The sequence below is a fragment of the Brenneria uluponensis genome (assembly GCF_032395385.1).
Classification (GTDB): Bacteria; Pseudomonadota; Gammaproteobacteria; order Enterobacterales; family Enterobacteriaceae; genus Prodigiosinella; species Prodigiosinella aquatilis.
This window is the reverse complement of the sequence record NZ_CP135917.1, coordinates 358,919-372,387: the sequence shown is the minus strand read 5'-3', so window position 1 is coordinate 372,387 and position 13,469 is coordinate 358,919. Positions and strand designations below refer to the sequence as shown.

Below are 13,469 nucleotides of genomic sequence, written 5' to 3'. Positions count from 1 at the left end.
AAGTGAAAGCAGATTTATGTACCCGTCGGGTAAACCATTCCAGATGACTCAGCACGACAGTAATGATGTCAACATACGGCAATCGGTTTCCTGTTCCAGCGCCAGACAGAAGCTAATCACTGACTGCGCTTGCTGTTCCGATACCACCCGTGTAGCCAGCGTGGCGAATTTCGCCAGCAAATCCGCATCACTCAGCGGGTTGGTTGGCGCGCCAAGCGGAATCCCGACCCGGTGTTGCTGACGTGCGCCGCGGTATGTCGTCAGGGTTAATAATGGCTCGCTGTCGTCATCCTGTTGATCGTCAATATGCAGGGTGATGCGCGACAACAAGCGTTGAATATCCGGATCGTGCCGTTTATCCACGCTGTAAGCCGACAACCCGGCATGACCATGAACCAACCGCGCCGCCAGCGCATAAGGCAGGCTCATCTGCGCTGCCGCCAAACTGTCCAGGTCACAACCGCCACACATGCCATGCAGGAACCGGCTGAGGCTGACATTAATACTGGCCACATCGTTCATGCTGATGTCCATGCTGGTCATTAGTATCCCAACGGCGTCAATCGCGGAATGGACTCCACGACAAGAAGCGTAAGGCTTGATAGAGCAACGCGCCAATTTCCAGACATCACCCAACCCGTCCGTCAGCGCTTCCGGCTGCGCATCCTGTCCCGCCAACGTAGCGAGAAAACCGCCCCAGACATCATCAAACAGTTTCTGTGGCCCACTCACCTGGCCGGCGGCTAACTGAGCCGCCAGCACGCCGCTTTCCGCCGCGCGCCCGGCGTGTAACTTCTTGCTTTGAGAACCATCGTGAATAAATGCCCACAACCCACCGCTGAAACTTCCGGCAATCCCCAGTGCCGCACTGGTTTGCGCTGGCGTCAGTTGTAACAGATAAGCGACGGCGGCGGCGGCACCAAATACCCCACAGGTCGCGGTAGAATGCCACCCTTTGCCATTGTGGGCGGAGTACCCGCCGCAGGCTTCCAGCACTCGACGACCGACGTCATAACCCAGCATCACCGCCGTGATGAGTTGCTGACCGGATACCGGTTGGGGGCACAACGGCAATACCGCCAGTGCCGCCGGCACCACCACCGCACCGGAGTGGTCACAGCCGCCAGTATCATCCAGCTCATACATATGCGCCGCGATACCATTAAGCAGCGCCGCGTTACGCGCACTGGTTCTGCATATACTGCCCCATACTTGCGCGCGAGGCGCGGCACTATCGGCCTCGACAATATGAAAAGTCGTTTGCCAGACATCGCTGTCCACCCCGGCCAGTGCGGCACCCAGGGTATCAAGGATATGGCGTTTACAGCGCTCTACCAATGCGGGGGGAATATCACTAAAGCAAGTATCATGAATAAACCGCGCTAACTGCATTTGAGCAGAATTCATCATGCTTCCCCATGCGTATGGCGGTGATAAACCATCACCGGATGCTCGGGAACATTCGCTGGCTGTTGCCGCCATTCATTGGCAACCTCACCGGCAGTCGCCAGCCAAACGCCATCATGCCCGGTGATGAAATCAAGTAACTCGGCCAGCACACCAATGCGACCGGCAGTGCCCATGATTTCCGGATGCAAACGCAGCACATAACACAACCCAAAACGGTAGAACCCGCTGAAATCCATCTTCATGTTTTCCAGCGTATGGGAGTAAGACGCAATCCGGGATTGACCCGGTGGAACGGCAGGACTGAGATTAAAGGCAAAGTAGGGTTCATCTTCCAGTTCGTAGTGCAGCGGAAGCTCCACCACGGGGGCATCGGCGTGGAAATAAGGCAAGTCATCACCGCGCAGGGAAGAGGACCAGCGTATGCCTTCCCGCTGCATCGCCTGAGTAAAACCACCGGTCCATTGTCCGGCAGGCAGTCGAAAGCCGACCGGGCGTACACCGCTCAGCGTTTCCAGCGCGTCGCATCCCTGACGCAAGCTATCAACCTGCTCAGCCAACGTCAGATTGTCGAAATTCTGATGGCGGAGTCCCGAACAGGCGATTTCATGACCAGACTGCACGATACGGCTAAAGGTTTCGGGATTCTCCTGCGCCACAATGGCGGGCAGACACCAGGTTGCCGGCACCTGTTTGGCCGCCAGCAACGCCAGTAAACGATCGACACCTCGGGTGGTGCCATAACGCCATACCGACAGGGTTTTTTCCCGCCCGGCGACCGCCGGTGTCTGAGTGAGAATGCCATGAACATCGTGATAGTCGATGGTGATCACCACCGCGCACTTCCGGCCTTCCGGCCAGCAGGATTGATTAACCATGACATGGCTCCTGTAAAAACCAGTGCGCGACATCGCGGCAACGCGCAAACCAGACATCATCACGCTGACGCATGTGAGCGATAAACTGCTCCAGCAACAAGATACGTCCTGGTTTCCCGCTGATTTTAGGGTGGAACAGCGTCGTCAGGCACAGCCCTTCATTCATGGCGCCATCATATTCACGCTGCCAGTTATCCCGTGTCAGGGCATAACTGGCGGTTCGGTCAAGTCCAGCGGGGAAATCCGGCGCACGGGTATAAGCCAGCGAGGAGTAATCATCCATCTCCCAGCGACCAGGGATTTCCACCAGTGGCCGCGTTTTGCCCGGCACCGGAATCAGATAGGGGCGATCATCGCCGCGCATACTGCTGGAATAAATGACATCCGCATCCAGCAAAACCGCCGTGGTTTGCGCATGCCAGTCCCCAGACGGGGTGCGAAAACCCTCGGCACGAATGCCGAGGTAACGCCAGAAAATATCACGGGAAACCTGCATCACTTGCCGCTGTTCTTCGGCTGACAAGGCATAAAACGACTCATGTCGATAACCGTGATAGGCGACTTCATGCCCTCGTTCGACAATGGCGACACACTGTGAAGGCCAGTTTTCCACCACCCAGGCAGGCACAAAAAATGTGGCCGGGATGGTGAATTGCTCCAACAGATCAAGAATGCGTCCCAACGCCCGAAACGGACCATAGCCACCGAAGGTAAAGTATTCCGGTTTTTGCCAGATGGAGCCGTCAAGCATGGCATCGCCGGTTGGACCATCAAGATCAAACGCCAGCGCCATACAGCCTTTTTTACCTTCCGGCCAGCGTGGGCAGTTATCCCGTATATTTATCATGACTGACTCCGACAATACCCGTGCATTAGCGACCCTGATTCACCGTCGCGTTCTTGACGGCGCCGTCTTGCAGGCCCCATTTTTTCAGGATCGTCAGATAGCTGCCATCGGCAATCATCTCGTCAAGCGCACCCTGAACGGCACTGACCAACTGGGTATTGGCTTTATCGATACCAATACCGGTGTATTGGAAGGAAAATGCCTTATCCAATGGCTTATAGGTGTTTTTTTCCAGATTCATGATATAGGGAATGGTTTCACTGCCCTGCACCACGCCATCCAGACGATGCTGCCGCAGTTGGGAACGGGCATCGGCGGTACCTTCCGCGCCAACCACCACAATCGCGGGTTTACCCGCGGCTTCACAATGTGCCTTACTCCAGGCGGCGATCTCCGCCGGGAAGGTGGTGCGCCGGCTGGAACCAACCTTTTTTCCACACAAATCAAGTGCAGTATTGATATCACTGCGAGAAGCCTGGGTATAAAACTGTGGCCCGGTGGTGAAATAATCGACAAAACTCACGACATCCTGGCGCTTTTTGGTATCGGTCATTCCGGACATGATCATATCGATACGCTTGGTCGCCACCGCATTGATCATTTGCTCAAAGCCAATTTCCTGCCAATTGATCTTAATCCCGAGCTTTTTACCAATCGCATTGCCCAGATCGTAATCCGCCCCAGTTAACTGGTTATCAGCGGGATTCTTGAACTCCATCGGCGGATAATTCGGCATAATTGCCACCGTCAATTCCCCTTTGGCTTTGATATCAGCGGGCAGCGATGGCGCAGCCCAGGTGACAGAGCTGAATAAAACCGACACGGCAACAGCAGAGAGCACGAGCTTTTTCATGAGTATTACCCTTGGTGAAAGTTAAAGGAGAATGGCAGAAATAAAATTCTGCATACGTGGATTCTGCGGATTAAGCAGCACATCTTCCGGGGCACCACGTTCAATAATGCAGCCTTCGTCCATAAACACGATCTGGTTCGCCACTTCACGGGCAAATCCCATCTCATGCGTGACCACAACCATGGTTGTGCCTTCCTTGGCCAGCAAGCGCATGACAGCCAACACCTCACCGACCATTTCAGGATCCAGTGCCGATGTTGGCTCGTCAAACAGCATCAACTTCGGTTTCATCGCCAACGCCCGGGCAATGGCAACACGCTGCTGCTGCCCACCGGAGAGCGTTTGCGGGTAATCATTCGCTTTATGTGCCAGTCCGACACGGTCAAGCAACGCCATTGCCTCTTCGGTAGCTTCCCGTCGCGGGCGCAGCAGTACCTGGCAAGGCCCTTCGATAATATTTTCCAACGCCGTCTTATGGGGAAACAGATTAAAACGCTGGAACACCATGCCAGTATGCAATCGCTGACGAGCAATTTGCCGGTCATTAAGGGGGTAGAGTTTTTTACCGGCAACCCGGTACCCCACCAGTTCCTCATCGACCCAAATAGCGCCGTTATCAATTTTTTCCAACTGATTGATACAACGCAGGAATGTGCTTTTCCCTGAACCAGACGGCCCCAGAATGCACATCACTTCGCCGTAGTTCACTTCAAGATTGATGTCTTTCAGCGCGTGAAAGTGGTCAAAATATTTATTAACGTTGACAGCTCTTACAATGTTTCTCATTCCGCTATCCTCTTTCATCGCGTAATTCAGTGACGACGGCTACTGCCGCGGGAGTAGTACCGCTCCAGCAAGCTCTGACCAAACGACAGGATGGTGACGATAATCAGATACCAAATACCGGCCACAAACAGCAGTTCCATCACCCGGGCATTGGCGTAATAGATGTTTTGAGTGTTATAGAGCAGTTCTGAATACTGAATCATGCTGGCCAGACTGGTGGTCTTGATCATGCTGATGAATTCGTTACCCACCGGCGGGATAATCACTCGCATCGCCTGCGGTAAAATCACCCGACGTAATGCCTGTAGATGTGGCATACCGATAGATTTGGCTGCTTCGTATTGCCCAATGTCCACGGAGAGCAACCCGGCACGCACCACTTCCGAGGTATAAGCGCCCTGATTGATGCTCAACCCCAGCAACGCGGCCATGAACGGCGTCATCACACTCACCGTCTCAACACTGAATAGACCCGGAATAGCGATGGTTGGAAAAACCAGCGCCAGGTTAAACCATAGCAACAGTTGCAGGATCAGCGGCGTACCGCGAAAAATCCAGGTATAGCCGACAGAGACATAGTGCAGCACCGGATTGCGCGACATATGCATAATCGCCGCCATCACCCCGAACACGATACCCAGCGCCATCGCCAGTACTGACATGATCAGCGTGTTAACCACCCCATCAAGGATGGCTTTGGCGGTAAAGAACTTCCCAACATAGGACCACTCAATATTTCCCTGTGAAAACGAGTGACCCAACGCTATCAGCAGTAAGACGATAATGACCGTGGCGATGATCCGGCCGTAATAGCGGCGCGGAACATACTCATAATGGCTGAGGTCGACATATTTCTCGCGGTGCGAATACTCAGAGTGCTCTTGCGAGCGTTGCGAGGTGCTCATACCTGGCTCCAGTCATGGGTAAGTAAAAGAGATAAACATCAAATAACCAGGCCACAATAGGCACTGACCCACGCCGACTGTGATTGCATTACAGACTTCAGGCGCTCGATCTGCTCATTGACCCGCAGAGGTGCGGTACCGCCATAGCCATCACGAGCAGCAATCGCGGCATCAAGGGTTAGACAGGTACGGACATCAGCGGTCAAACGGGTATCCACGTCAGCCAGCTGTTCATCACTGACCTCCCATAACTGGCAAGCGTGTATTTCACATAAGCGAACGAGTTTCCCTGTAATTTCATGGGCTTCCTTGAAAGGAACACCGCGATTCGCCAGCCAGTCGGCCACTTCGGTTGCGAGCGTAAAGCCGTCTGGAGCCTGATGCAGAAGTTGATCGACATTCACGCTCATGGTTTCAATCATGCCGGACATGGCGGGCAGGACCAGACGCAGCGTATCCACCGAGTCAAGGACGCTGCGTTTGTCTTCACCCAAATCCCGGTTATAGGAAAGCGGCATGGCTTTCATTGTCGCCAGCATGGCCATCAGGTTGCCAATCAAGCGACCGCTGCGGCCTCGCGACAATTCGGCAATATCGGGATTTTTCTTCTGCGGCATAATTGAGCTACCAGTGGCATAGCTGTCATTAATCTCCACCCAGCGGAACTGCCGCGAGGCCCATAAACACACTTCCTCACTTAAACGGGAAAGATTGACGCCCAGCATGCCGGTGACAAACAGAAACTCGGCCACATGGTCACGACTGGCCACCGCATCAATGGAGTTTTCGCAGGGTGCCAGATACCCCAATTCTCGGGCCGACAGTTCAGGGTGCATGGCAATAGCCGAGCCTGCCATGGCTGCCGCGCCCAGCGGAGATAATGCACAACGCGTGTCCCAATCCTGCATGCGCTGAATATCACGGGAGAAAGCCTGGGCATGCGCCATCAACTGATGAGCAAAAACGATGGGCTGCGCCTGCTGCAAATGGGTAAACCCAGGCGCCAGAGTCTGTATATGTGCCTCAGACTGTTTGATTAATGCCGACTGCAATTGCAGCAGGTCGGCAACGATTTTACGGCCATGATCACGGAGATACAGGCGTAAATCATTCGCGGTCTGATCATTCCGGGACCGCCCGGCACGCAGTTTTCCACCCAATTCGCCCAGACGAACCACCAGTTCCCGTTCGATAAACGTATGAACATCTTCATCATTCTGACTAGGCTGGAGCGTCCCCTGGCGGAACTCGTCGTCCAACGTATCCAGGGCGGCGATCATTCTGATCGTTTCATCATCCGTAAGTAATCCGGCACGCTGCAACTCATGAGCATGGGCACGACACCCGGCAATATCGTAAGGCGTGAGTGAAAAATAGTTATCGGGACAACGGGATAACGCGGTCAGTGCTGCCGCAGGCGCACTTTTAAAACGGGCTCCCCAAAGAAGCTCAGAACTGTTGGACATAACAACCCTCATGCTGGCATATTGAATGCGTTATTCTTTTCTGAGAATGAAATGAAGAAAGAAATTTTATATTTGGGGAATCGCTCTATAATAATAAAAGCTTATTGCCCGATAGTGATGAATCTCAACAAATAATATTAAATCCGTCGAACATCATATTTGTTGAAAAAACATCGGGAGGTAAATACCAATTATGGAAAGTAAACTTTCCGATTTCAGAAACCTACTGACAGAAAAAAATGAAAGCTCACAGATAAGCATCAATAATGTGGACTTAAAACTATTACGCGTATTCAAAAGCGTTGTTGAAGCCGGAGGTTTTACTTCTGCAAGCCATGAATTAAACATTGGATTGGCAGCAATAAGCAAACAGGTTTCTGATCTGGAAATTCGCCTTGGGATGACACTATGCAGCCGTGGCCGTGATGGTTTCTTTCTTACCGAATATGGCAGCATCGTCTATCAGGCCACGTTGGAGCTATTTTCTTCCATCAATCAATTTCGCGATCGTCTGCAAAGTAGCCGTAATGAAATCCTCGGTGAAATCAATATCAGTGTGATTGATAACACCATCACCGACCGTCAGTCGCCCATCACCAAAGCGGTGCGTCAACTCGCTTACGTCGCACCAAAACTGAACATCAGGCTTCAAACGGAACAGCTCGACAATCTTGAGAGAGGATTAAACGAAGGCCGATTAACCTGCGCTATTGCTCCGGTTTATGAAGAAAAAAGCGAGTTTGAATATTATTTTCTCTATCAGGAAGAGTCACAAATATATTGTAGTAACGAGCATGAATTCTTCCATTTAAATGACTCGGATATCACTATTGATATGTTGAAAAATGCTAAAGTCATTAATCATAGTTACGCCAGCATGCATCATAAAAATAAGGTATTTAATTTCAAGAATAGCAATATTCAGGCGGTGCAAATTGAATCTGTCGCCATGCTCATTCTGACTGGGCATTTTATTGGCTATCTCCCTTGCCATTATGCAGAAAGATATGTTGAACAAAATTTACTACGGCCTATTACTTCAGAATCATTAACCATTTTCACCCGATTCTGTTTTATTATCAAAAAAGGGAAAAGAATAAATACGATCATAAAATTATTTATGGACGCGTTGGGCATCCAGAGTGAATCATAATCACATGCACTATTTTGGTGCCTACCACTCATTTTCGATACTACGTGTTCACTACATCAGCATCAGCACTTACTACGGCGCCACCTCGAACAGCAGCGCGTGCCACTGACAACCGTGAGATATACCCACCTCACGGTCATTAAAGCTCTACGCCACGTCACGCACTTCATGACTGTGGGTAATATCCACCGCCTGACCCAGCATCAACGCGACAGAGCAATATTTTTCAGCTGAAAGGGAAACCGCTCGCTCCACGACCTTATCGGCCAGTCCCTTACCAGTAACGATAAAATGCAGATTGATGGCAGTGAACAAACGAGGGGCATCGGTTTTACGATCCGAAGTCAGCCGGACTTCACAGTCCACCACATCATTACGGCCTTTTTGCAGAATGGAAACCACATCAATAGCACTACACCCACCGACAGACATCAGCACCATTTCCATCGGGCTTGGCGCTTTATCACCGGCATTGCCATCCATTAATACCTGATGTCCGGAGGCAGATTCACCGATAAACGTTAAGCCTTCAACCCACTTCACTCGCGCCTGCATAAATTCACCCTCAATCAACTATTTTTGAAATATTACATCGCTTATGTACAAAAAAGCCTGATAATCAGAGCTTAGTCATGCTGAAGCGAGACAACACAAGACACTACGTGCAACCTGTGTTACAAACGAATCCTGAATCTGCTTATTTCGAGCCAAAGCAAAAAAACAAGCAGATCATGACGTCACTCGATAGAGACCTAATATATTCCCTGACGTCATTCCGCCTACACGGAATTTGAATTATAACTATGTTATCACGCCGTACAGGGAACTCTGAACCCTGTGATTTGCGCAGTGAATTACAACAGAGGATGACAGCGAATGGTTCTCGGCAAACCGCAAACAGACCCGACTCTTGAATGGTTCCTTTCTCATTGCCATATTCACAAGTATCCATCAAAGAGCACGCTTATTCACCAAGGTGAAAAAGCAGAAACGCTTTACTACATCGTGAAAGGTGCTGTCGCAGTGCTGATCAAAGATGAAGAAGGCAAAGAAATGATTCTCTCCTATCTCAATCAGGGGGATTTTATTGGTGAACTCGGATTGTTTGAAGAAGGCCAGGAGCGAAGTGCCTGGGTGAGAGCCAAAACTGCCTGCGAAGTTGCTGAAATTTCATATAAAAAATTCCGTCAACTGATTCAGGTTAACCCTGACATTCTGATGCGATTATCTGCTCAGATGGCGAACCGTCTACAGGTAACGTCAGAGAAAGTGGGCAATCTTGCCTTCCTGGACGTAACAGGTCGTATTGCTCAGACGTTGCTTAATCTGGCCAAACAACCTGATGCCATGACCCACCCAGATGGCATGCAGATTAAGATCACCCGCCAGGAAATCGGCCAAATCGTGGGGTGCTCCCGCGAAACAGTAGGCCGTATACTGAAAATGTTGGAAGATCAAAATCTTATATCTGCCCATGGGAAAACCATCGTGGTTTATGGCACCCGCTAACCCATATCAGATAACAAAAGAGCGTGCCACAGCACGCTCTTTTCGTTTTGTCTAAAGACGGCTTACTGACCGTTGACGACCTGTGCCACCGCTTTGGCGAAAAGCGCCATGCCTTGATCGATATCGGCCAGTTCAATGACTAATGAAGGTACAAAACGGATCACATCCGGCCCTGCCACCAAAATCATCAGGCCATGCTCAGCAGAAGCAGTCAGGAAATCCCGTGCCCGACCCTGCCATTCAGGTTTTAGCGCCACGCCCAGCAACAGTCCTTGACCACGAATTTCGTCGAAAATGCCGAACTCCGCATTAATAGTATTCAACGCCGCCACAAAACGATCGTGACGCTCGGCCACACCTGACAGCACCTCCGGCGTATTAATCGTATCCAACGCCGCTTCCGCCACCGCGCAGGCCAACGGATTACCGCCATACGTCGTACCGTGAACCCCCACCGTCATCACCGAAGCAATTTCCTCGGTGGTCAGCATTGCACTAATGGGAAAACCACCGCCCAACGCTTTGGCCGTAGTCAAAATATCCGGCTGAACATCGTAATGCATATAAGAGAACAGTTTACCGGTGCGTCCCATCCCACACTGAACTTCATCAAACACCATCAGCGCCTGATATTGATCGCACAACGCCCGCACACCGTTTATAAATTCCGGCGTTGCAGGAATAACACCACCCTCGCCCTGCACCGGCTCTAACACCACCGCGCAGGTGTGGTCATCCATAACGGCTTTGACAGCGGCCAGATCATTAAACGGTACATGGATAATATCTGCCGGCTTAGGGCCGAAACCATCCGCATATTTCGCCTGCCCCCCCACCGACACAGTAAATAGTGTTCGGCCATGGAATGCATGATAGAACGCGATGATTTTGGTTTTGTACGGACTGTAACGCTTGATGGCATAGTGACGAGCCAGCTTGAAAGCCGCTTCATTAGCTTCCGCACCGGAATTAACGAAAAAGACCCGATCCGCGAACGTCGCATTGATAAGCTTGCTTGCCAACCGCAAAGCCGGTTCATTGGTAAAAACATTGCTGGTATGCCACAGGGTTTCCCCCTGCTGTTTGAGTGCTTCAACCAACGCCGGATGGCAATGCCCTAACGCTGTCACTGCAATCCCGCCGGAAAAATCGATATATTCCTTACCTTGCTGGTCCCAAACCCGGCTTCCCTTGCCTTTAACCGGCACAAACTGCGCTGGTGCATAAACCGGAAGTATTACTTTATTGTGAGTGTCTCTTGTTACCGCCATTTTATCTGTTGCCATCTGCTTCCCCGCCTCAATATCTCACTACCTTGAATGAAAATATAGTCAATAAATATGCATAAAAAGTCATAACGAGGCAATCATTAATCTGCTGGAAAAGAAAATTATCCACTATATGACTATAAACCAAGAAAATTCTTCAATAACTGATGCCCCTGCTGGCTCAGGATACTTTCCGGGTGAAACTGCACCCCTTCCAGAGGCAGAGAACGGTGACGAATGCCCATGATTTCATCTATTCCCTGCTGATGCTCACTCCAGGCGGTAATCTCGAAACAGTCAGGCAGAGAAGCCTTGTCGATCACCAGAGAATGATAACGCGTGACGTTCAACGGCTGAGCCAACCCGGTAAACACCCCCACATTGGTATGCTGAATTAATGATGTTTTGCCATGCATTACCTGCCGGGCACGGATCACTCGTGCGCCAAACACCTGCCCCAGCGCCTGATGCCCAAGACAAACCCCCAGAATCGGCAGTCTACCGGCAAAATGGCGGATAGCCGCCAGCGAGATGCCAGCATCATCCGGTGTGCAAGGACCAGGTGATATCACCAGTCTCTGCGGTGCTAACCGTTCAATATCTGCTAGTTGCAGTTCATCATTGCGCTTTACCAACACATTCTCACCCAACTCACAGAAATACTGATACAGGTTATAGGTAAAGGAATCATAGTTATCAATTAATAGCAGCATATCAAACCTAACTTATTGATAAATAATAAAAATGTTATTTGATCTTTCTTTTTATACCCGCAAGAATACCCGCAATTTTTTTCGATACATGCTTGTGGGCTAAAGCGGTAAAAGCCATTGTACCTGTCTCCAGCATGAAAGGGATGACAAGAAATTTACTTTAACAAAACGCTAAAGATACCTATGACCATACGGCGGAACCCATCACATCGCGCCAGCCCCTTTTTTGGGAGGGGCTGGCGCTCATCTTTCTTATGTGGGTGATTTTTCCATAACTCACCAGATCGGGAACAGAAAACCATCCCCCACCTTTCCCCCACTTGCTCAAGGAGCACGGCTTCCCCCACCTGATTTTCATGGCTAGATTAAAAGTGATTATTTATTAGTGAGTTAAGTTATTCCCCCACTTCGCGTCTATATATGCGTGGGAAGTGGGGGAAAATGCCGGATAGGATGACGCATTATCCGTTCGCTCCCACTTTCCCCCGTTTAATCCCCCATCTTATTCCGTTGCGATAACGGCGTGATCCGTTCCCCGTCAAAGGCGATCAGGCCATCTTTTTCCAGCTTGTCCAACCATCGGGTGAACTTCTTGTTCACATCAAAGCCCATTGCCCGCATATCGTCTCGTACTAATGAACGGGTGCAGCCTTCGCCGTTGCCCGTACGTGAACGAATGGCCTGCCATAAGGCGACATGGTTTTCCGTCAGCCTAGAAATACCGGCTAAATCAGGATCGTTGCCAACATCATCCTCTCTGACTTCACGGCCTTCATCGTTCAGTACCAGCGAGGTGATCTGATCGCCATCATCGTCTACGTACAGATTGACAGAATTTAGGTCATAGGCCCGGCGCGGCGGCTCTTCCGCATCTTTCATCTTGGTGCAACTGAGGATCAACGCACCGCCGTCACCTTCACGTCTGACGTTAAATTCCACGTCCAGCGCGGCACGGAAGGCACTGGAGCCTCGTGCGCCTTTGTCCTGATCTTTACCGGAATGATGAATAATTAGCACCGTGGCCTGTGTTGCCGCTTTGATAGCATCGCATCCCTGAATGAATGCGCCCATATCTTTAGCCGCATTCTCATCCGAACCGCCAAAACAGCGGGCAAGCGTATCCAGAATAATCAGACGAACCGGCATACCGGAGGCGACTTTCACATCGCGTGCGGCTTGTATCACTTGCTGCACGCTCTCCGGGCTGGCCGGAAAGATCGGGCAATCCACTCGATAAAGTGCGTCAATCGGGCTGCCGCTGTTAAGTGTCTGCTCCCATGACCGGATACGGCGGGGAACACCAATCCCGCCTTCACCGACGACATAAATCACCGCCCCCTGCGTCACTGGCTTGCCCGCCCACGGTTTGCCGGTGGCGATATGACATCCCCACGATACCGCCAGAAAAGACTTATACGAGCCGCTGGCACCGTAAGCACTGGCCACCGACGAACTCGGCAGATAGCCTTTAATCAGATAATCCTGCCGCGTATCAAAACCGTCAGAGCCTTTGCGTAGGGGTAATGAGGTGTTGAACGCGGATGTAGCAGTACCGATGCGGACTAAAGGGGTATGCATGGTATCGGGCTGATAACGTTGCTTGTTGAAGGCGGATTTGGTGGCCTCAAGCCCATATTGCTGACGGTAATCATCCCAGTCACAGAGCCTTGTGGTGGGTGGTAAC

13 protein-coding genes are annotated in these 13,469 nt (G+C 51.1%); 2 read left to right on the top strand and 11 right to left on the bottom strand.

What is annotated here, in order from left to right:
- Nucleotides 1-48: 48 nt before the first annotated feature.
- The 7 genes from RS889_RS01760 to argH are packed head-to-tail and all read right to left on the bottom strand — an operon-like array spanning nt 49 to nt 7,142.
- Nucleotides 49-1,407, bottom strand: a complete 1,359-nt coding sequence (locus tag RS889_RS01760) for an MmgE/PrpD family protein (RefSeq protein ID WP_425475129.1) — start codon at nt 1,405-1,407, stop codon at nt 49-51.
- On the bottom strand, nt 1,407-2,285 hold the full coding sequence (locus RS889_RS01755) for a polysaccharide deacetylase family protein (protein ID WP_315709127.1): 879 nt from the start codon (nt 2,283-2,285) through the stop codon (nt 1,407-1,409). The genes RS889_RS01760 and RS889_RS01755 overlap by 1 nt, the downstream gene beginning before the upstream one ends.
- Nucleotides 2,278-3,132, bottom strand: a complete 855-nt coding sequence (locus RS889_RS01750) for a polysaccharide deacetylase family protein (RefSeq protein ID WP_315709126.1) — start codon at nt 3,130-3,132, stop codon at nt 2,278-2,280. Before RS889_RS01750 ends, RS889_RS01755 begins: the two co-directional genes overlap by 8 nt.
- A 25-nt stretch (nt 3,133-3,157) precedes the next feature.
- The gene (locus RS889_RS01745; protein WP_021013391.1) at nt 3,158-3,985 is read right to left on the bottom strand and encodes an ABC transporter substrate-binding protein; all 828 of its coding nucleotides are present in this window, start codon (nt 3,983-3,985) and stop codon (nt 3,158-3,160) included.
- A gap of 21 nt (nt 3,986-4,006) precedes the next feature.
- Nucleotides 4,007-4,771 carry an amino acid ABC transporter ATP-binding protein gene (locus RS889_RS01740; RefSeq protein WP_315709125.1) on the bottom strand — a complete coding sequence of 255 codons (765 nt, stop codon included), beginning with the start codon at nt 4,769-4,771 and terminating at the stop codon, nt 4,007-4,009.
- Nucleotides 4,772-4,797: 26 nt separating this feature from the next.
- A complete protein-coding gene (locus tag RS889_RS01735; protein WP_315709124.1) occupies nt 4,798-5,676 on the bottom strand; it encodes an amino acid ABC transporter permease in 879 nt (292 codons plus the stop codon).
- A gap of 38 nt (nt 5,677-5,714) precedes the next feature.
- Nucleotides 5,715-7,142: an argininosuccinate lyase gene (gene argH, locus RS889_RS01730; RefSeq protein ID WP_315709123.1), complete on the bottom strand. Its 1,428-nt coding sequence runs from the start codon at nt 7,140-7,142 to the stop codon at nt 5,715-5,717.
- A 193-nt stretch (nt 7,143-7,335) separates the two neighbouring features.
- Between argH and RS889_RS01725 the strand changes: the two genes are divergently transcribed.
- On the top strand, nt 7,336-8,295 hold the full coding sequence (locus RS889_RS01725) for a LysR family transcriptional regulator (protein ID WP_315709122.1): 960 nt from the start codon (nt 7,336-7,338) through the stop codon (nt 8,293-8,295).
- Between the two features lie 147 nt (nt 8,296-8,442).
- Here the strand turns inward: RS889_RS01725 and RS889_RS01720 are convergent, their stop codons facing one another.
- Nucleotides 8,443-8,850 carry an OsmC family protein gene (locus RS889_RS01720; RefSeq protein WP_021013396.1) on the bottom strand — a complete coding sequence of 136 codons (408 nt, stop codon included), beginning with the start codon at nt 8,848-8,850 and terminating at the stop codon, nt 8,443-8,445.
- A gap of 321 nt (nt 8,851-9,171) precedes the next feature.
- Between RS889_RS01720 and crp the strand changes: the two genes are divergently transcribed.
- The gene (gene crp, locus RS889_RS01715; protein ID WP_021013397.1) at nt 9,172-9,804 is read left to right on the top strand and encodes a cAMP-activated global transcriptional regulator CRP; all 633 of its coding nucleotides are present in this window, start codon (nt 9,172-9,174) and stop codon (nt 9,802-9,804) included.
- 62 nt (nt 9,805-9,866) lie between these two features.
- On the opposite strand, the gene argD is transcribed toward crp, so the two are convergent.
- From argD to RS889_RS01700, 3 genes are all read right to left on the bottom strand, one after another.
- Nucleotides 9,867-11,090, bottom strand: coding sequence for a bifunctional acetylornithine/succinyldiaminopimelate transaminase (gene argD, locus RS889_RS01710; RefSeq protein WP_315709121.1), 1,224 nt, complete (start codon nt 11,088-11,090; stop codon nt 9,867-9,869).
- A gap of 119 nt (nt 11,091-11,209) precedes the next feature.
- Nucleotides 11,210-11,785 carry an aminodeoxychorismate synthase component II gene (locus RS889_RS01705; protein ID WP_315709120.1) on the bottom strand — a complete coding sequence of 192 codons (576 nt, stop codon included), beginning with the start codon at nt 11,783-11,785 and terminating at the stop codon, nt 11,210-11,212.
- Nucleotides 11,786-12,274: 489 nt separating this feature from the next.
- A complete protein-coding gene (locus RS889_RS01700) occupies nt 12,275-13,363 on the bottom strand; it encodes a helicase RepA family protein (protein WP_315710872.1) in 1,089 nt (362 codons plus the stop codon).
- Between the last annotated feature and the right edge of the window lie 106 nt (nt 13,364-13,469).

Coding starts and splice junctions, on each gene's coding strand:
- RS889_RS01760 (WP_425475129.1), bottom strand. CDS start 1,407: ATGAATTCTGCTCAAATGCAGTTAGCGCGGTTTATTCATGATACTTGC.
- RS889_RS01755 (WP_315709127.1), bottom strand. CDS start 2,285: ATGGTTAATCAATCCTGCTGGCCGGAAGGCCGGAAGTGCGCGGTGGTG.
- RS889_RS01750 (WP_315709126.1), bottom strand. CDS start 3,132: ATGATAAATATACGGGATAACTGCCCACGCTGGCCGGAAGGTAAAAAA.
- RS889_RS01745 (WP_021013391.1), bottom strand. CDS start 3,985: ATGAAAAAGCTCGTGCTCTCTGCTGTTGCCGTGTCGGTTTTATTCAGC.
- RS889_RS01740 (WP_315709125.1), bottom strand. CDS start 4,771: ATGAGAAACATTGTAAGAGCTGTCAACGTTAATAAATATTTTGACCAC.
- RS889_RS01735 (WP_315709124.1), bottom strand. CDS start 5,676: ATGAGCACCTCGCAACGCTCGCAAGAGCACTCTGAGTATTCGCACCGC.
- argH (WP_315709123.1), bottom strand. CDS start 7,142: ATGTCCAACAGTTCTGAGCTTCTTTGGGGAGCCCGTTTTAAAAGTGCG.
- RS889_RS01725 (WP_315709122.1), top strand. CDS start 7,336: ATGGAAAGTAAACTTTCCGATTTCAGAAACCTACTGACAGAAAAAAAT.
- RS889_RS01720 (WP_021013396.1), bottom strand. CDS start 8,850: ATGCAGGCGCGAGTGAAGTGGGTTGAAGGCTTAACGTTTATCGGTGAA.
- crp (WP_021013397.1), top strand. CDS start 9,172: ATGGTTCTCGGCAAACCGCAAACAGACCCGACTCTTGAATGGTTCCTT.
- argD (WP_315709121.1), bottom strand. CDS start 11,090: ATGGCAACAGATAAAATGGCGGTAACAAGAGACACTCACAATAAAGTA.
- RS889_RS01705 (WP_315709120.1), bottom strand. CDS start 11,785: ATGCTGCTATTAATTGATAACTATGATTCCTTTACCTATAACCTGTAT.
- RS889_RS01700 (WP_315710872.1), bottom strand. CDS start 13,363: ATGCATACCCCTTTAGTCCGCATCGGTACTGCTACATCCGCGTTCAAC.